Raw genomic sequence first — 18507 nt, forward strand, 5'->3', positions numbered from 1 at the left:
ACATTGTTTTCGCTGTCAGCACACGTTCTGGCGGACATGTACGTGACAACGTCACGTCACCAATCCGCACTCCCTTACTAAAGGTAGACCGCGCGTCATGTCGCTTCAGGAATTTTCATCAAGGTGTGACTGGGTGCAGCATCATTTCGCGGATTACCCCCGCCAGCTGGACGACCGCCTGCTCTTCCCGCTCGCCCCATCCCCATGAGGTATTGAAACGGAAAAACGGTGTCCAGATATTGGAGGTGGAAAACATCTTGCCGGGCGCGATGCTGATTTGATGGGTTAACGCCTTCTCACTCAACCGCCCCGCATCCAGCTGTTCAGGCAGTTCCAGCCATAAAAAGTAGCCGCTGTCGTTATGATGGATTTTGACGCCGGCAGGCATATGGCGCAAAAGCGATTGCCAGGCCTGCTGTTTGCGTTCAGCAAGCGTGCGTCGCAGGCGGCGAAGGTGGGCGTCGTAACGTTTGGTCGCCAGGTAATCCACCAGCGCCAGCTGCATGGGAGAACTGGTGGATAACGTACTCATCAGCTGCAACTGCTGAATACGACGCGCATGTTTTCCCGCCGCCACCCAGCCAATACGAAAACCAGCCACCAGACACTTGGAGAATGAGGAGCAGTGCAACGTCATATCCTGCTTATCCCAGGCCTTTGCCGGAAGCGGCTTTTCGCGGCCAAAGTAGAGTTCGCTGTAAACATCGTCTTCAATCAGCGTGACGTTATGCCGGGTTAATAACGCCACCAGCTGAGCTTTCTTCTCTGCACTCAGCGTGAAGCCGAGCGGGTTCTGACTGTTGGTCATCAGCCAGCAGGCTTTCACCGGATAATCATTTAATGCCTGCTCAAGGGCACTGAGATCGATGCCCTCACGCACGTCAGTGGCAACCGACAGCGCTTTCAGTTTCAGACGTTCAAGCGCCTGGAGTGCGCCATAAAAACAGGGATTTTCAACGATAACCCAGTCCCCTGGTTCAGTCACAGCCTGCAAACTGAGGTTGAGCGCCTCAAGCGCACCCGCGGTGATCACAATTTCATCCGGGGAGATATTCATTCCCTGCTGAGCGTAGCGACGGGCAATGGCATGACGTAAGTCGACGTTACCCGGCGGCAGGTTTTCAATCACGCTCATGGCGGTAGCCGTTTTGCTGACGTTAGCCAGCGATCGGTTGAGTTGCTGAAGCGGGAAAAGGCGCGGATCGGGAAACGCCGAGGCAAAAGGGACAACGGAGGGGTCGCGGCTGGCCTGTAGCACGTCGAAGATATAGGTGTTAATGTCGACCACCTCATCGCGCATCACCTGCGCGGGCGGTGCAGGCTGGTGTGTGGTCGGGCGCGCGGCAACGTAATAGCCTGACTGCGGTCTGGCAACAATGCGCCCCTGACTTTCCAGCATCTGATACGCGTGGCCCACGGTCATAAAACTCATGCCGCTGCTTGCCACCTGCTCTCGCAGAGAAGGTAACTTATCGCCCGGCAACCATACGCCAAGCTCAATCTGCGAGATAATTTGTTGCGCCAGACGCTGGTATTTTTTCATCAGATTCTCCTTATTGCTGACAGTGTATATCAGCAGGAGAAAAAGAGAAGATTTTGCTAACTGTTATGGGAAACGCGGCAGATTACTTGCGGTACTCAGTAATGTGATTCTGAGCCGAACGCGCTGCGGCCAGGTGGTCGAGCGTGATCATTGGCGATTTGCAGAAAATGCATTTCGCGCCGAACGGATTTTTGTCAGACACATCAAAAGCTGAGGTGCGGTACTGCGAGCCATGACAGCATGGGCAGCGGAAATGGATATAAGAAGTCATAGGATTCTCCTGTAAACGTAAAAACGTAAATTACTCATGAGCCGATCAGGCAAAAAATGGTTCGATACAAAACTAATCGGAATGTAGATAAAGACCCAAGAGAGGCTGCGGAGAGGCACAACGTGATGAGAACTGCTTTATAAAACTACGTCAGATATTTATTTGGATTCAAAACCAGAAATCCATTAACGCATGTTGCTGGCGACAAAGCAAGCTGTTTAATGCGTAATAATCATAAAAAGAAATTTTTTATTCTTACTTGTTAGCTATATCAGCCAGGTTAAGTTCACCTTTTCACACAACTGTTATAGATAAATTATCAATTTCTGCTTCTGATATCTCATTCCCCCCCTCTTTATCATAACAGTACACCGTTTAACATTGAGGCAATGCATGTTTGGTCCAGATGCGTTTCATCTTGCGCGAATACAGTTCGCCTTTACCGTATCCTTTCATATTATTTTTCCGGCGATAACCATTGGCCTGGCGAGCTATCTCGCCGTGCTGGAAGGGCTGTGGCTGAGAACAAAAAATCCCGTCTGGCGATCGCTGTACCATTTCTGGTCAAAGATCTTCGCCGTCAACTTTGGGATGGGCGTGGTCTCCGGCCTGGTGATGGCTTATCAGTTTGGCACCAACTGGAGCGGGTTTTCGCAGTTCGCGGGCAGTATTACCGGCCCCCTGCTGACCTATGAAGTGCTTACCGCGTTCTTCCTTGAGGCGGGGTTCCTCGGGGTGATGTTGTTTGGCTGGAATAAGGTCGGGCCGGGGCTGCACTTCTTTTCGACCTGCATGGTCGCCCTCGGGACCCTCATGTCTACGTTCTGGATCCTCTCGTCAAACAGCTGGATGCAGACACCGCAAGGGTATGAAATCATCAACGGTCAGGTCGTTCCGGTGGACTGGTTTGCCGTGGTGTTTAACCCCTCCTTCCCTTACCGCCTGCTGCACATGTCGATAGCGGCATTTCTCAGCAGCGCACTGTTTGTTGGTGCCTCCGCGGCCTGGCATTTGCTGCGCGGAAACAATACCCCCGCTATTCGCACTATGTTCTCCATGGCGTTGTGGATGACGTTAATCGTGGCCCCAGTCCAGGCGCTGGTGGGGGATATGCACGGGCTTAATACCTTAAAACACCAGCCAGCGAAAATAGCCGCCATCGAAGGTCACTGGGAGAATCCGCCGGGTGAGCCTACTCCACTGCTGCTGTTTGGCTGGCCGGATATGGAGCAGGAACGGACCCGTTTTGGCCTGGAAATTCCCGCTCTCGGCAGCCTGATCCTGACCCACAGTCTCGATAAACAGGTTCCGGCATTGAAGGAGTTCCCAAAAGAAGATCGCCCGAACGCCACCATTGTCTTCTGGTCTTTCCGCATCATGGCCGGCCTGGGGATGTTGATGCTGCTCCTGGGCGTGACGGCAATCTGGCTGCGTTACAAACAGCGCCTTTATACATCACGTTCCTTCCTGTGGTTTGCCCTGCTGATGGGACCGTCCGGGCTGATCGCGATCCTCGCCGGATGGGTAACAACGGAGGTCGGCCGCCAGCCGTGGGTCGTCTATGGACTACAGCGTACGAAGGATGCGGTTTCCGCGCATGGCGATCTGCACATGAGCATCAGTTTGCTGGCCTTCTTCGTGGTTTATACCGCGGTATTCGGCGTGGGTTACAGCTATATGGTGCGTCTGATTAAAAAAGGGCCGCAGCCCCATGAATCCTTCGCGACTGAATCCGATGGCCGCCCTGCTCGTCCGCTTTCTGCCGTCACCACTGAATTTAAGGAGTAACCGTAATGGGTATCGATCTTTCCATTATCTGGTTCGTGATTATCGTTTTCGCCACGTTGATGTATATCGTGATGGACGGTTTTGATCTGGGGATAGGCATCCTGTTTCCGGCAACGCCGAATGCGGACGACCGCGACGTGATGGTCAACAGCGTGGCTCCCGTCTGGGATGGCAACGAAACCTGGCTGGTGCTTGGCGGTGCGGCCCTGTTTGGCGCCTTTCCTCTCGCCTATGCGGTTATCATCGACGCGCTAACCATTCCACTGACAATAATGCTGATCGGGCTTATATTTCGTGGGGTCGCCTTCGAATTTCGCTTCAAGGCCACACCGGCGCACCGCCCGTTCTGGGATAAGGCCTTTATTGGCGGGTCAATTGTGGCGACCTTCAGCCAGGGCATCACCGTCGGTGCGGTCATCCAGGGGTTCAGCGTCACCGGTCGAGCTTACAGCGGTGGTCCGTTTGACTGGTTTACCGCGTTCAATTTTTTCTGCGGTGCGGGTCTTGTAGCGGCTTACGCGCTGCTAGGTTCAACGTGGCTGGTAATGAAAAGCGAAAATGCCCTGCAAAAGCGGATGCGTCAGCTATCGAAAGTGCTTCTGCCCCTGCTTCTGGTATTCATTGCGATAATCAGTATCTGGACCCCTCTCGCCCAACCAGCCATTGCTGCGCGCTGGTTTACTCTGCCGAATCTGTTTTATCTGCTGCCTGTTCCTGCGCTGGTTGCGATCCTGAGTCTGTGCCAGTGGCGCTGCCTGCACGATCCTGCGAGCCATACCCTGCCGTTTATCATGACGTTAGGGCTGGTTTTTCTTGGCTTTAGCGGGCTTGGGATCAGCATCTGGCCGCATATCATCCCGCCGGACATTACCCTCTGGCAGGCCGCTGCGCCAGCCCAAAGCCAGGGCTTTATGTTAGTGGGTGCACTGTTGATCATTCCCGTGATTCTGGTCTACACCTTCTGGAGTTATTACGTTTTTCGAGGAAAAGTACAGCATGGGGAGGGTTATCACTGATGCAACAACCTGTATGGAAACGTTTGATGTGGCTTGCCATCATCTGGGGCGGCAGCGTCCTGGCGCTGGCCTGCGTAAGTATGCTCTTTAAAATGTTGATGGCCGCAGCTGGATTTAAATCGCACTAACTCGCTGACCGGGCGCGCCGCCGCCCGGTCCCTTCCCGCACTTTCAGATAAACCCCATTAACACCCAGGAGGGTATGGTTACACTGAAAAAATATTTACAGCATTGATAGTTTGAGAAGAAAAATGAAAAAGCTCGCGGCAGTAAGTTTAATCAGCCTTGTACTGGCTGGATGCGTTAATCCTGGTAAAGCCTCCGTTCAGACCGATCAGTTAGAGAATCACCGTTTCGTTCTTGAAAATGTGGATGGCAAAGCAGTCAAAGGCGGGAAAACGCAGCCTGAAATTCGCTTCAGTGCGCAACCCAATATCAGCCTGATTAACAACATTGTCGTCTCCGGCACAATGTGCAACGGCTTCAACGGCCAGGGTAAACTGTCCGAAGGAGAGTTGACGGTCAAAACGCTGGCAATGACGCGGAAACTCTGCACCGAGTCGCAGCTAAATGAACTGGATCAGACCATCGCCGATATGCTACGCACAGGCGCACAGGTAGACCTGACCGAAGACCAGTTAACGCTGGCGACAGCCAATAAGACATTGATGTTTAAGCGAGTTGAATAACTCAGTAGCTTCCGCACGAACCAACGGCAAGCGACTGCTCACTACAGCGTTTGCCATTTGGCAACGCGCACATGCCGATGGCTGAGCCGTCGAGCTGACGGGCAACGGAGAGTGAACCGCCGATCATTGCGCAGTTGGCCTGACCTGAACTGGACATAGCCGCTCGCATACCCGGCGTAACGTGTGCCGCTGTCGCCTGCTGTACTGGTTCATTGCTACATGCCGACAACAGTAACGCGGCACATCCGACCCAAAATGCTGAACGCATACCTTCCTCCCCATAATTAACGCGAAACCTATGCATAATAGGCATCACGCGCCGCATCGTCGAGAGCGGATGTGCGTATTTATGCGCCCTGGTAACAATTTCTCGCAATTTTTTAACGCGAATAGCCTTCGAGTCATTGATACAGCGCATACCAAGGACACAAAAGCGAAAATCGTAAAACCTGAGCTTTGCTAAAATACACAGATAATATTCAGGGTCTGTCGTCGTTTTACAGACCCCTCTTTTTGCGCAATGTAAGGGTGTTGTCCTATGCAAACTATTGACGGCAATGGTGCAGTCGCGTCTGTTGCGTTTCGTACCAGCGAAGTGATCGCCATCTACCCCATCACTCCCAGCTCCACGATGGCTGAACAGGTTGACGCCTGGGCTGGTAATGGGATAAAAAACGTCTGGGGCGATGTCCCGCGGGTTGTTGAGATGCAGTCCGAAGCCGGGGCCATTGCCACCGTGCATGGTGCGTTGCAGACCGGTGCCCTGTCGACCTCGTTTACGTCGTCTCAGGGGCTGCTGTTGATGATCCCCACGCTTTACAAGCTGGCAGGGCAATTAACGCCGTTTGTGTTGCACGTTGCCGCACGCACCGTAGCCACTCACGCTCTCTCTATTTTTGGCGACCACTCAGACGTGATGGCCGTGCGTCAGACCGGCTGCGCTATGCTCTGCGCCAGCAGCGTACAGGAAGCACAGGACTTCGCGCTGATATCGCATATCGCTACGCTGAAAAGCCGAGTGCCATTTATTCATTTCTTCGATGGTTTTCGCACGTCCCACGAGATCAACAAAATCGTTCCACTGCCGGACGACACCATTCTGAATCTGCTGCCGCAGGCTGACATCGATGCGCATCGCGCTCGCGCCCTCAATCCGGAACATCCGGTGATCCGGGGTACCTCTGCGAACCCGGATACCTATTTCCAGTCCCGCGAGGCGACAAACCCGTGGTACAACGCGGTGTATGAGCACGTTGAACAGGCGATGGACGATTTTGCCGCTGCGACGGGCCGCGAATATAAGCCGTTTGAATATTACGGTCATCCGCAGGCCGAGCGCGTGATCGTCCTGATGGGCTCTGCCATCGGCACCTGCGAAGAGGTGGTCGATGAGCTGCTGACGCGTGGTGAAAAAGTTGGCGTGCTCAAAGTTCGCCTCTACCGTCCCTTCTCAGCGAAACACCTGCTCGCAGCCCTGCCGGACAGCGCGCATGCCGTGGCAGTACTGGACCGCACCAAAGAACCTGGCGCACAGGCTGAGCCACTTTATCTGGATGTGATGACCGCTCTGGCTGAGGCGTTTAACCGCGGTGAGCGCGAAACGCTGCCGCGCGTCATTGGCGGGCGTTATGGATTGTCTTCAAAAGAGTTCGGGCCGGAGTGCGTCCTTGCGGTATTTGCTGAACTGCGCGAGGCAAAACCGAAGCCGCGCTTTACGGTCGGCATTTATGATGACGTGACTAACCTTTCTCTCCCTTTGCCGGAAAACACCCTGCCCTCGAATGCGAAACTGGAAGCGCTTTTCTACGGTCTGGGCAGCGACGGCAGCGTCTCGGCGACCAAGAACAACATCAAAATTATCGGCAACTCTACGCCGTGGTATGCGCAAGGATATTTCGTCTACGACTCCAAAAAAGCGGGCGGACTGACCGTCTCCCACCTGCGCGTCAGCGAACACCCGATCCGCTCGGCATACCTGATTTCTCAGGCGGATTTTGTTGGCTGTCACCAGCTCCAGTTCATTGATAAATATCAGATGGCCGAGCGCCTGAAGCCCGGCGGTATTTTCCTGATCAACACCCCTTACAGCGCCGACGAGGTCTGGGCACGCCTGCCCCAGGAAGTGCAGGCAATGCTTAACCAGAAACAGGCGCGCCTGTATGTCATTAACGCCGCGAAGATCGCCCGCGAATGCGGCCTGGCGGCGCGCATCAATACGGTTATGCAGATGGCGTTCTTCCACCTGACCAATATTCTGCCGGGCGACAGCGCGCTGATGGAACTCCAGGGGGCGATCGCCAAAAGCTACAGCAGCAAAGGTCAGGAACTGGTTGAGCGCAACTGGCAGGCGCTGGCGCTGGCCCGCGAATCGCTGTTCGAGGTGCCGTTGCAGCCGGTCAATGCCAGCAGTCCCAACCGGCCGCCAGTGGTGTCTGACGCCGCCCCGGATTTCGTCAAAACCGTCACGGCGGCGATGCTTGCCGGACTGGGAGATACCCTTCCCGTCTCTGCGCTTCCGCCTGACGGCACCTGGCCGATGGGCACGACCCGCTGGGAAAAACGCAACATTGCCGAAGCGATCCCTATCTGGAAAGAAGAGCTGTGCACCCAGTGCAACCACTGCGTGGCGGCCTGCCCGCACTCGGCTATTCGCGCCAAAGTGGTGTCACCAGAAGCGTTAGATGGCGCACCGGAAAGTTTGCACTCGCTGGATGTAAAATCCCGCGATATGCGTGGTCAGAAATATGTTCTTCAGGTGGCGCCGGAAGACTGTACCGGCTGTAACCTGTGCGTCGAGGTGTGCCCGGCGAAAGATCGTCAGGACCCGTCAATCAAAGCCATCAATATGATGTCGCGTCTTGAACATGTTGAAGAAGAGAAAGTGAATTATGATTTCTTCCTCGACCTGCCCGAAATCGATCGCAACAAGCTGGAACGCATTGACATTCGTACCTCGCAGCTCATCACCCCGCTCTTCGAGTACTCCGGGGCGTGCTCCGGCTGCGGCGAAACACCGTATATCAAACTGCTTACCCAGCTTTACGGCGACCGGATGCTCATTGCCAACGCGACGGGCTGCTCGTCGATCTACGGAGGTAACCTGCCGTCCACGCCGTACACTACCGACGCAAACGGTCGCGGCCCGGCGTGGGCAAACTCGCTTTTCGAGGACAACGCAGAATTTGGTCTGGGATTCCGTCTGACGGTCGATCAGCACCGCGCCCGCGTAATGCGTCTGCTGGCACAGTTTGCCGATAAGATCCCGGCAGAACTGAATGATGCCCTGCATGCGGAGGCCACACCTGACGTTCGTCGTGCGCAGGTTGCTGAACTGCGCCACGCGCTTCAGGGTGTTGAAGGGGCTGAACAACTCCTGACTGATGCTGACGCGTTGGTTGAAAAATCTATCTGGCTGATCGGCGGCGACGGGTGGGCCTACGATATTGGTTTCGGTGGTCTTGATCATGTCCTGAGCCTGACCGAAAACGTCAATATTCTTGTGCTCGATACTCAGTGTTATTCCAACACCGGCGGACAGGCCTCGAAAGCAACGCCATTGGGAGCGGTCACGAAATTTGGTGAGCACGGCAAGCGCAAGGCGCGTAAAGATTTGGGCGTCAGCATGATGATGTATGGGCACGTCTACGTCGCGCAAATTTCGCTTGGGGCGCAGCTCAACCAGACGGTGAAAGCCATTCAGGAAGCGGAAGCGTATCCAGGCCCGTCGCTGATCATCGCCTACAGTCCGTGTGAGGAGCATGGCTACGATCTGGCACTCAGCCACGACCAGATGCGTCAGCTCACCGCAACCGGCTTCTGGCCACTGTACCGCTTTGACCCGCGCCGTGCCGATGAAGGGAAATTGCCGCTGGCGCTGGATTCGCGTCCGCCGTCAGACGCCCTTGCCGAAACCTTACTTCAGGAGCAGCGTTTTCGCAGGCTGAACGCCCAGCAGCCTGAAGTAGCAGAGCAGCTATGGAAGGATGCGGCAGCGGATCTTCAGAAGCGTTATGACTTTCTGGCGCAACTGGCAGGAAAAGCCGAAAAATCGACCAGTGAATAACCTGTATGCCCGGCTTGTCCGGGCATTTTTTTGCTATAAAAAAGCCCGATGCACGTGCACCGGGCGAATCCAGAAGATCGGTGAAAATTGCCTCAATGTTCTGAACAATATTCACGTGAATTATGGATGAAATAATCTTAAAGGCATATAACGGCGTGGAGATTACCTTGTTTTCCTCGTAATTAATAATTTTTATTTTGTATTGATTATAATAATTCATTCATGACGTTTATCATTATTTCAACCGCATCATTTAGTTTAGATTTTACTTAACCCGTAACAATTATATTTTATTCATCCGCCGCCAGAGTGATTTAGCATGGGACACCTTTCCAGCCCGGAAAGTTCACTAAGCAATAAAAAAATAACTGCAAAGGAATAATCAAAATGCAAAGAAAAGTACTGGCACTGATGATCCCCGCTTTGTTAATGGCTGGAGCCGCTCACGCAGCTGAAATTTATAATAAAGACGGCAATAAACTGGATCTGTATGGCAAAGTAGATGGTCTGCATTATTTCTCTGACGACGCGTCTAAAGATGGCGATCAAACCTATATGCGTCTGGGTTTTAAAGGTGAAACCCAAATCAACGACATGATGACCGGCTTCGCCCAATGGGAATATAACATTCAGGCAAACAACACCGAAGGTTCTGACAATCAGTCCTGGACGCGTCTGGCCTTCGCGGGCGTGAAGGTGGGCGATTACGGCTCCTTCGATTACGGCCGCAACTATGGCGTCCTGTACGACGTTGAAGGCTGGACCGATATGCTGCCAGAATTTGGTGGCGACTCTTATACTTATGCCGATAACTTTATGACCGGTCGTGCAAACGGCGTGGCGACCTACCGTAACACCGACTTCTTTGGTCTGGTGCAGGGTCTGAACTTCGCGGTGCAGTATCAGGGTAATAATGAAGGTAATAACTGCGACGAGAATTTCTGCTCTACCAATGAAGGGACCAACAACGGTCGTGATACACGTCATGAAAATGGTGACGGTTACGGTATATCCGCAACCTACGATTTCGGCATGGGCTTCAGCGCAGGTGCAGCATATACTTCATCTGACCGTACCAACGATCAGGTAAATTACACTACTGCGGGCGGCGATACTGCGGATGCATGGACCGCAGGTCTGAAATACGATGCCAACAACATTTATCTGGCGGCAATGTATTCCGAAACCCGCAATATGACGCCGTACGGCGACAATGCAGATGCGGTGGCAAACAAAACCCAGAACTTCGAAGTCACCGCACAATATCAGTTCGATTTCGGTCTGCGTCCGGCCATTTCCTATTTACAGTCTAAAGGTAAAGACCTGGGCAATGGCCAGGACGATAAAGACCTGGTAAAATATGCTGACGTCGGTGCTACCTATTATTTCAACAAAAACATGTCCACCTATGTTGATTACAAAATCAACCTGCTGGATGAAGATGATTCATTCTACAAAAACAATGGCATCGGTACGGATGACATTGTAGCGTTAGGTCTGGTTTACCAGTTCTAATCCCGTTAGCCCGCAGCGATCTGCGGGCTAGTTTTCATCGCTGTTTCGTCTGTTCTTTACGGAAAGAGAGATAGCCAAATACCCCGCTGTCGCCATCCATAGGGTGATTTACTCCATCCATTACCGCCACTTCCGGGAAGTCGAATGGCGTGACATTTTCCAGACAGGCGACATTCACACCATATTCATTGGGATTGGAACGTCGTTGGTGGAACGTGTAAATACCGCAAATCGAACAGAAGAAATGGCGCGCCGTGCCGGTGTTGAAACGGTACTCTGTGAGCGTGTCCGCGCCCTGCGTCACCTTAATGCCCGTCAAAGGCGCTGAAACCACGACCGCCCCACGCATCCTGCAAAACGAGCAGCTACATCGACGTGCGGTATTCAGGCCGTCCGTCAGCTCAACCGTAAATTTCACCGCCCCACAATGACACTGTGCATGACGAATGTCAGCCATTGCTTATACCCCTTTTCTCACTAACTCAGCCGCTTTTAAAAAGACCTCATCTTCGACACCATCCCCCTTCTGCCTGCCGAGCCTTACCAGCTCATCGACAATACTTTCACGGTTGATGATCTTCTGGGATGAAACCAGCCCGATAACGGCGGCACCAATCGCCAGCCCAACTAATCCTGTCTGCTCGTCTTTATTTTTCATAGAAGCGCTCCCTTGTCCCCCTCAAAAGCGTAGCAGGAGAACTGTAAAACGCGCTGGTACGCGGGAATGAGATCCGTGCTTTATCTCACCCGTTCATCCGGCAAAAAAGGGATGGATTCGGAGCGGTTATCAGACGACGTTGATGAGGATAACGTGAATAGCGGTGCGCGTAGAGAGGCCGTAATGGGTGTTAAAACCGCCTTCGTAAAGGCGGTTGGTCATTACTCTGGATCTTTATCGCCTGATTCAGGCGCTGAGCCAGGATCATCTTTCGGTTTTCTTCCATCCTTTTCCGGGTTATCCGGGCTAGGATTATAATCAGGATGGTCACCATGAACGGGACGGTCAGTCATTTTCACCTCCGTTTTTACTGCGTAAGCTGTAAGTGTAGACAACCCTTCAGTCTTAACCAAACTTCTCCTGTGGGGCTCATTTGTAAATCGTGCTGGCATTCGGCGCTGCAATCCGTACCATACACGACACACTTTCGCATGCTGGTTTTTACCGGTAGCCGCAAACCCGTCTTTTATCGCTAACCAGATGGGGCACATAAATGCGCAGATGGTGTATGAAATCTATGCTACATGGATAGAAGAGATGAACACGAAGCTGACGCTTTGAAATCGTTTTCCTCACCCTGTGCCCCATTTGAGATCTGAGTAACGAATAGATGCAAGAAAATCAAGAGATTAACAAGAAAGAACAGTACAACCTGAATAAGCTACGCTGATTTTGTTAACTCATTGATTGCTTTCGTTTTGTCAATTTATTCAATTAGTTAAAGCATAGCAGTTTCTCCCTAAAGCTACCCAGTAATACATTTTTAATGCCCTTTTTTTGCCCCTATTCCTCAGTTTTGCCCCTAAATTTGCCCCTAACTTTAGCCAGTGTGCCCTCCTTTTTCTCCCTGCCATATACTTTCAGTCTGACTGACTGGAGGTTTCTATGTGTGGACGTTTTGCACAAGCACAAACCCGTGAAGAATATCTGGCTTACCTGGCTCATGAAGCCGATCGCGACATCGCATACGACCCGGAACCCATTGGCCGGTACAACGTCGCGCCCGGTACCAAAGTTCTGTTGCTGAGCGAACGAGACGAACAGTTGCACCTCGATCCTGTCCTGTGGTCATATGCGCCCGGGTGGTGGGATAAGCCGCCACTGATTAACGCTCGCATCGAGACGGCGGCCACCAGCAGAATGTTTAAACCTCTCTGGCAGCATGGCCGGGCGATATGCTTCGCCGACGGATGGTTCGAATGGAAGAAGGAAGGCGACAAGAAACAGCCTTACTTCATTCACCGGGCAGATGGTCAGCCCATTTTCATGGCAGCGATCGGCAGTACGCCATTTGAGCGTGGTGATGAAGCAGAAGGTTTTCTGATTGTGACGTCTGCAGCTGACAAAGGACTGGTCGATATTCACGACCGACGGCCACTGGTTCTGTCACCGGAAGCAGCACGAGAATGGATGCGTCCTGGTGTAGGAGGGAACGAAGCTGAAGGATTAGTTGCCGACGGGACAGTGTCCGCCGACATGTTTATCTGGCACGCCGTTACGCGTGCCGTGGGGAATGTTAAGAACCAGGGGCCGGAACTAATCGAGGCAGCACAATAAAAAGTTAAAGAAACCAGGCGCGTTCTAAATGCGCGAGAAGTGAACATTTAGATAGGCATCGCCTTGCTATCCGCCCATATTAAAGCCGGATTTTTGAAAATCTCTGTAGACTTCCGGATTGTTGAAGGCCGGGAATTTAGCTTTATGGGCTGCTGATTCAATCGCTTCGCAATAGGCTTTATTACCATTGCTGGTTGATATTTTTAAAGCCGTGCCATCCTGAGCAAATTCAATATGCAACCTGCATTTTTTTCCCTTCCATTTCTGAGGCTCATCAAGTTTGTCATTTATTGCCGCCCTGATTGCCCGAGCTTGCTTACCCCATTCATCCTGATCATCCCAGCGTCCTGAACTGCAATTACCCGTAGCTGTGGTCTTATGGCAGTCAGAAGGATGCAACGGCGCACATCCCGCGACCAGGCTGAACGCAATGGTTGATATAACGATTTTCTGTACTGTATTAGACAATCCCATATCTTGCCCCTAAATCCCTTTAAACCTCAGCAATATTGGCACATCCTTCCTTCATTCTGCCATCTTTTCAACTACTAATTTTTTTGCAATAGCAATTCTTCGTCCCCTTCTGGAATAAAGCGGACCAAGACTTCAAGAAAATTTATCGGACTCTAAGCAGATCTGAAAATCTCGTTGTATATCGAGGCGACAACATTTCACGCTTCATCTGCCACTGCTGCTGTATGCCCTGCCCGGCAAAATAGAGCGTTCCCTTTCCGTCCTTTGCATTCAGGTGATCCAGCACTTCCATTAACTTCTCGCTACCAGCTCGAGGCGCACTGTCGTCGAACAGATTGAGCTGGGCCACGCCCTGGCTGAAGAAGTCACCCAGCATGACGCCCGCTTTCTGGTACCGGTGACCATCCTTCCAGATTTTGTCCAGACATTTTACCGCAGCGTTGATAATGTCGCGGGAGTCCTGAGTGGGGGTGAGAAGCTTCACGGACGCATTGTTTCCGTAATATGGCTCGTTCAGGGCAAAGGGTGATGTTTTCACGAACGCAGAGATAAAGCTGCAATACTGATGCTCGCCGCGAAGCTTTTCAGCACCACGGGCGGCATAGCTGCAGATAGCCTGGCGCATCTGTTCGTACTCGGTGACGCGTTCGCCGAATGAGCGACTGCAGACGATTTCCTGCTTTGCCGGTGCAAACTCCTCCAGTTCAAGACATGGTTCGCCGCGCAGTTCCCGGACCGTTCGCTCCAGGACCACATTGAAGTGCTTTCGAATAATCCACGTACTCTGCTCAGAAAGGTCCAGAGCTGTTTTGATCCCCATGGCATTAAGCTTTTTACTGATTCTGCGACCAACGCCCCAAACATCCTCTACAGGCACGATCGCCAACAGCCGACGCTGCCGATCGACATTTGATAGGTCCACTACCCCACCCGTCTGTCTCTGCCATTTCTTGGCGGCGTGGTTTGCCAGCTTAGCGAGTGTTTTTGTCTGCGCGATGCCAACCCCGACGGTTAGATGCGTGCGCTTCAGAACTGTAGAACGGATTTCTTTGCCGAACTCCGTCAGGTCCCTGCAGTTGCGAACACCAGTCAGGTCGCAAAAAGCTTCATCGATGCTGTAGATTTCGACGCGGGGGCTCATTTCCTCTAGCGTGGTCATCACACGGTTCGACATGTCAGCATAAAGCTCGTAATTACTGCTGAAGCAAACAACGCCAGCACGCCGGAAAAGCTCCCTTTGCTTGAAGAAAGGCTCCCCCATTGCTATCCCTGCGGCTTTTGCCTCAGCGCTGCGCGCGATCACGCAGCCATCGTTATTTGAAAGAACAACCACCGGCCGTCCTCTCAAATCGGGCCTGAACACTGTCTCGCATGATGCGTAGAATGAATTCACATCACAGAGCGCAAACATATCAGCTGGCCGATTTAACAATGAAAGTAACTACGCCGAAAACATCCAGCGTATCTTCGCTGCCTACCACAATCGGGCTGTAAGCACCGTTCATCGGATTGAGCTGAACAGTTGGACGCAGTTGAAGACGTTTAACAGTAAATTCCCCATCCACAGCCGCAATGACAATATCTCCATGTTCAGCAGTCCGTGAGCTATCAACCACCAGCAGATCACCGTCGCTGATCCCCGCTTCTATCATCGAATCCCCTGCGGCTTTAACGAAATACGTTGAGCTGGGATGGGAAACAAGCAACTCATTAAGATCAATACGCTGCTCTACATAATCAGCTGCGGGGCTGGGAAAACCACATTGCACCAAATCGCTGTATAGTGGGATCGCGATAATTTCTCGCAGTTCAGTAGGCCTGATAAATTCCATTACGCATACCTCTAATACTGTTTTTATATACAGTAGTTTCGTTTCTGTCAGCGCGCAATACACCTTAGTCGTAGCGACTGTTTAAAGCTTCACCGCTTCGTTTCTAAGTTTCTATCAGGCTTCGAATTATTATTTTTGTAAATTTTCCGACTTGAATCCCAGATGCACAAATTTAAGCCGGTTTGGATGCAGGGAATTTTTTATACAGCGTGCAAACCGCTACGTCGTAAATAATCGCCACCTGCTTTCTGTCCACTCCGTTTGCGATCAGCCTGCCAGCCTGCGCCCATTGCTCTGGGGTTAACTTAGGCCGTCTGCCGCCTATCCGCCCTTTCTCCCGGGCAGCCGCCAGTCCTGCCCGGGTGCGTTCCACGATTAACTCCCTCTCCATCTCGGCCAGGGCTGACATGATGTGGAATATGAAACGCCCCATTGGGCTGGAGGTGTCTATGCTGTCCGTAAGACTTTTGAAGTGGATGCCGCGCTGCCGGAGTTCGTCTACCAGCAGTACCAGGTTCCGCATGCTTCGCCCGAGGCGATCCAGCTTCCACACTACCAGCGTATCGCCCTCATTCAGCGTTCGCAGAAGCTTTTTAAGCGCTGGCCGGTTCGCTACCGTCCCGCTCATTTTTTCCTCAAAAACCTGTTCACATCCTGCGCGTTCGAGAGCTTGTCGCTGAAGATCTGTGTTTTGGTCATTTGTTGACACCCTAACGTAGCCAATTTGCATATTTTTCACCCAATATTTTCTGCAAAAAAATCAGGTGAAGTTATCGGCATGGATGCCGCAGGGCAATCTATAAAACGTCGGTTTAGGAAGTAGCGCGACACGGGATGCTTACAGCTCGACAGGACAGATGTTATCCCGGGGAGATTTTGGCTTGGGCGGGCCGGGTAATAGTAGTGCTGGCTGGGATATAGCTATCGATGGCCGATTTTTAAGTAGCCCTTATGACGGTCCCTCAGCTACTGCTGTGTTTATGGGGATAAACTGTGCTCATAGTTCCGATTCATCCTACTGCTTTCAGCTTGGGGGACGAGGAAACCAGGGTATGTGGTGGAGGGCAAGAGAAAGCGCCTCATTCCTTCCATGGTTACGAGTTTATGACACTGGTAACACTACCAGAGCTAGTGACGGCACGTTAAAAGCAGCTTCCCCAGTAGTTAAACTGTATGCAGACGGTTCGTTTGAAACTAATAACGAATCAGAGGGCTGTACCGTAACTCGCATAAAAGCCGGAGAGTATCTGATCGAGGGCTGCATGGGTATGAATTCAGATGCGGCGTGGGGTGGGATTGATGGTGGCTTCGATATCCCTAAAGATCGTAATGGGCAGGCCCTAATCTGGCTTGACTATGAGGTTGATGCCGACGGATCAGTGCTCGTGAAAACATTCCACCGGGAATACCCGTCAGCACCGATATTTGCGAGGAACTCACGGGAAGGTTTCGTGGATGGCGAACCGGCCGATATTCCGGCCGATCAGTTTGTCAGTGTCCGTGTAGAGATGCCGCAAAACAGTATCTGGAATCAGCGCGCAGCTATGGCTGAAGTTTCTGATTGATCATCTGATTAAAGGCAGAATCATCAGGCATATCCAAGCGAACATCGATCCAGCTGTTCACCGGCACGTCCATCGGTTCCCCTTTTGTTTTGACGATCTCCCCTTCATCGCTCAGCATGTATTTTCGCTTAAACAGGCGGATAGTCAGCCCACCGCTTTCTGCCTGCTCTGCTTCAACAATCCCAAGCTCTCCCATGCCGCCTGGGTCCATTGGCGGCAGTAACTGCCATCCCTCTGACGCCAGGCCTGCCGAACCTCTCAGCACATAAACACCAACATCGACCCGGGAAATTTTGATTCCTTCAGCTTCGGTGTTCGCAGTACCGCAGCCGCACCATGCAAAACCATCCTCAGATATATCCGTGCGCTGGTTCTGTTCCTGAGACTTAACAATGCGAGCAACAGGTGAGGCCGCCTTCAGGCTGTTGATGGATGCCTTGTTGCCGTTAACGTCCGTCTGCAGGATCAGCAGCGAGCGCGCCGTTGCCTCCCTGTCGTTGACAATCACTTCATCAATGCGGTCCAGATTCGCGCTGTTGCCGGCGACCGATGCAGAAAGGGTTTTACGCGTGGCCACCTGAGCGAGGTTGGCCTGGATTATCGCAATTGCAGAGTTCTTCACCCCGCCCGTCATGCCGTCCATAGAAACGCTGATGTTGTCGATTCGCTGGCCCAGGGCGGTATCAGCCGTCGCAACGGTCTGCTCAAGCTGACTGAGTGAAGACGAAACATTCCCGACCGTGCTGGAAAGCTCATTAACGCTGGTCTGAACCTTCCCGACGTCCTGGGCATTTTTGGCGATATCCTTCGCCTGCTGCTCCAGTTCGTCGTTGGCCTGTTTGATATCGTTAGCCATGCCAGCAATTTTTTCGTTGCTGTCCACCGCGTTCTCGATCAGGTCTTTGAAGGTACCGGATTCCCCTGGGCTGTAGTGTTTGTTACTCCACCAAAGGCGTAGCTGGCTTGGTTATCCGCAGATTGCTTACTGGCGAGCCCGGTTGTCTGTGGAGAAAGCATCTGGACTACGCCGCCGATTGCCATTGATGCCCCAATCCCCGCCACAGCGCCCCATCCACCAGCGAAAGCGGTACCACCAATCCCGATCGCGGCCCCTCCCGTGACGAACGCAGCAACAGCGACAAGGGCAACCCCGAGGATTGTCTGAAACACCCCGGCTCGCTTACTGCCGATGATCACCGGCGCGATGCGGATTTCCTCTGTGCTCCTGTCCATACTGAGCTCATCGTTTAAGAGGTTTCGTTTCCCGCTGAATACCGCATAAGTTAAACCTCGTTGCTTACTGGTATTCAGGAAATGCTCAAAACCCGGCACGATAACGCTCAGGGCGCGGATGGCCTCTTTAGGTGAAGCTACTGATAAACGATATTCACGCCCGAAAGTGGCGCCTAGCACGCCGTACAATCGAATTGTGCGGACCGGCTCAACATTGAGTAATGCAGCCATTTTTCCCCCATA

At 52.5% G+C, this 18507-nt stretch carries 18 protein-coding genes and 3 pseudogenes; 9 read left to right on the top strand and 12 right to left on the bottom strand.

The features are described from left to right. Nucleotides 1–118 precede the first annotated feature (118 nt). Both BFV63_RS11680 and ymcF read right to left on the bottom strand, forming a co-directional pair. Nucleotides 119–1543, bottom strand: coding sequence for an aminotransferase-like domain-containing protein (locus BFV63_RS11680; RefSeq protein WP_003856948.1), 1425 nt, complete (start codon nt 1541–1543; stop codon nt 119–121). 82 nt (nt 1544–1625) lie between these two features. After that, the gene (gene ymcF, locus BFV63_RS11685) at nt 1626–1814 is read right to left on the bottom strand and encodes a cold shock small protein YmcF (protein ID WP_003856945.1); all 189 of its coding nucleotides are present in this window, start codon (nt 1812–1814) and stop codon (nt 1626–1628) included. A gap of 393 nt (nt 1815–2207) precedes the next feature. Here ymcF and BFV63_RS11690 point away from each other — a divergent pair, with 393 nt between their 5' ends. The 4 genes from BFV63_RS11690 (at nt 2208) to hslJ (ending at nt 5307) form a co-directional block, all read left to right on the top strand. Beyond that, nucleotides 2208–3602 (top strand): cytochrome ubiquinol oxidase subunit I, encoded by a 1395-nt coding sequence (locus BFV63_RS11690; protein ID WP_003856944.1) that lies wholly within the window; start codon nt 2208–2210, stop codon nt 3600–3602. Nucleotides 3603–3607: 5 nt separating this feature from the next. Further along, entirely contained in the window at nt 3608–4618 is a 1011-nt protein-coding gene (cydB, locus tag BFV63_RS11695; RefSeq protein ID WP_048240716.1) for a cytochrome d ubiquinol oxidase subunit II, read from the top strand. Further along, nucleotides 4618–4746: a DUF2474 domain-containing protein gene (locus tag BFV63_RS11700; RefSeq protein ID WP_017693358.1), complete on the top strand. Its 129-nt coding sequence runs from the start codon at nt 4618–4620 to the stop codon at nt 4744–4746. Before cydB ends, BFV63_RS11700 begins: the two co-directional genes overlap by 1 nt. 123 nt (nt 4747–4869) lie before the next feature. After that, a complete protein-coding gene (gene hslJ, locus BFV63_RS11705) occupies nt 4870–5307 on the top strand; it encodes a heat shock protein HslJ (protein ID WP_048240714.1) in 438 nt (145 codons plus the stop codon). Nucleotide 5308: 1 nt separating this feature from the next. On the opposite strand, the gene BFV63_RS11710 is transcribed toward hslJ, so the two are convergent. Then, nucleotides 5309–5575, bottom strand: coding sequence for a putative hemolysin (locus BFV63_RS11710; protein WP_003856935.1), 267 nt, complete (start codon nt 5573–5575; stop codon nt 5309–5311). Between the two features lie 270 nt (nt 5576–5845). Here BFV63_RS11710 and nifJ point away from each other — a divergent pair, with 270 nt between their 5' ends. Together nifJ and ompC are read left to right on the top strand one after the other, a co-directional pair. Next, on the top strand, nt 5846–9370 hold the full coding sequence (nifJ, locus tag BFV63_RS11715) for a pyruvate:ferredoxin (flavodoxin) oxidoreductase (protein ID WP_069597537.1): 3525 nt from the start codon (nt 5846–5848) through the stop codon (nt 9368–9370). 387 nt (nt 9371–9757) lie between these two features. After that, a complete protein-coding gene (gene ompC, locus BFV63_RS11720; RefSeq protein WP_017382260.1) occupies nt 9758–10885 on the top strand; it encodes a porin OmpC in 1128 nt (375 codons plus the stop codon). 34 nt (nt 10886–10919) lie between these two features. Here ompC and BFV63_RS11725 read toward each other — a convergent pair whose 3' ends face one another. The 3 genes from BFV63_RS11725 to BFV63_RS23480 all read right to left on the bottom strand — a co-directional run bounded on the left by BFV63_RS11725 (nt 10920) and on the right by BFV63_RS23480 (nt 11896). After that, entirely contained in the window at nt 10920–11342 is a 423-nt protein-coding gene (locus BFV63_RS11725; protein ID WP_022651250.1) for a GFA family protein, read from the bottom strand. A 3-nt stretch (nt 11343–11345) separates the two neighbouring features. Further along, a complete protein-coding gene (locus BFV63_RS11730; protein ID WP_003856931.1) occupies nt 11346–11543 on the bottom strand; it encodes a hypothetical protein in 198 nt (65 codons plus the stop codon). Nucleotides 11544–11764: 221 nt separating this feature from the next. Next, a complete protein-coding gene (locus BFV63_RS23480; protein ID WP_255301129.1) occupies nt 11765–11896 on the bottom strand; it encodes a hypothetical protein in 132 nt (43 codons plus the stop codon). Nucleotides 11897–11966: 70 nt separating this feature from the next. Here BFV63_RS23480 and BFV63_RS22610 point away from each other — a divergent pair. Both BFV63_RS22610 and BFV63_RS11735 read left to right on the top strand, forming a co-directional pair. After that, nucleotides 11967–12164 (top strand): annotated as a pseudogene (locus BFV63_RS22610) (tyrosine-type recombinase/integrase); the annotation flags it as partial. A 324-nt stretch (nt 12165–12488) separates the two neighbouring features. Beyond that, complete coding sequence (locus BFV63_RS11735; protein ID WP_048240711.1) at nt 12489–13160, top strand: SOS response-associated peptidase; 672 nt, start codon at nt 12489–12491, stop codon at nt 13158–13160. A 66-nt stretch (nt 13161–13226) separates the two neighbouring features. On the opposite strand, the gene BFV63_RS11740 is transcribed toward BFV63_RS11735, so the two are convergent. The 4 genes from BFV63_RS11740 to BFV63_RS11755 form a co-directional block, all read right to left on the bottom strand. Next, nucleotides 13227–13634, bottom strand: coding sequence for a cell envelope integrity TolA C-terminal domain-containing protein (locus BFV63_RS11740; RefSeq protein WP_032666022.1), 408 nt, complete (start codon nt 13632–13634; stop codon nt 13227–13229). Between the two features lie 142 nt (nt 13635–13776). Then, nucleotides 13777–15045, bottom strand: a complete 1269-nt coding sequence (locus tag BFV63_RS11745; protein WP_048240709.1) for a Y-family DNA polymerase — start codon at nt 15043–15045, stop codon at nt 13777–13779. Between the two features lies 1 nt (nt 15046). After that, nucleotides 15047–15466: a translesion error-prone DNA polymerase V autoproteolytic subunit gene (locus BFV63_RS11750; protein WP_039270990.1), complete on the bottom strand. Its 420-nt coding sequence runs from the start codon at nt 15464–15466 to the stop codon at nt 15047–15049. A gap of 172 nt (nt 15467–15638) precedes the next feature. Further along, complete coding sequence (locus BFV63_RS11755; protein ID WP_048241840.1) at nt 15639–16196, bottom strand: recombinase family protein; 558 nt, start codon at nt 16194–16196, stop codon at nt 15639–15641. A gap of 340 nt (nt 16197–16536) precedes the next feature. Here BFV63_RS11755 and BFV63_RS11760 point away from each other — a divergent pair. Continuing rightward, a pseudogene (locus BFV63_RS11760) lies at nt 16537–17031 on the top strand (phage tail fiber protein); the annotation flags it as partial. Here the strand turns inward: BFV63_RS11760 and BFV63_RS23625 are convergent. After that, a pseudogene (locus tag BFV63_RS23625) lies at nt 17009–17950 on the bottom strand (phage tail fiber protein); the annotation flags it as partial. The pseudogenes BFV63_RS11760 and BFV63_RS23625 overlap by 23 nt on opposite strands. Then, complete coding sequence (locus BFV63_RS11770; RefSeq protein WP_069597538.1) at nt 17926–18495, bottom strand: tail assembly protein; 570 nt, start codon at nt 18493–18495, stop codon at nt 17926–17928. The pseudogene BFV63_RS23625 and the gene BFV63_RS11770, both read right to left, overlap by 25 nt. Nucleotides 18496–18507: the final 12 nt, after the last annotated feature.

It is taken from the genome of Enterobacter hormaechei subsp. xiangfangensis (assembly GCF_001729785.1).
GTDB classification, from domain to species: Bacteria; Pseudomonadota; Gammaproteobacteria; order Enterobacterales; family Enterobacteriaceae; genus Enterobacter; species Enterobacter hormaechei_C.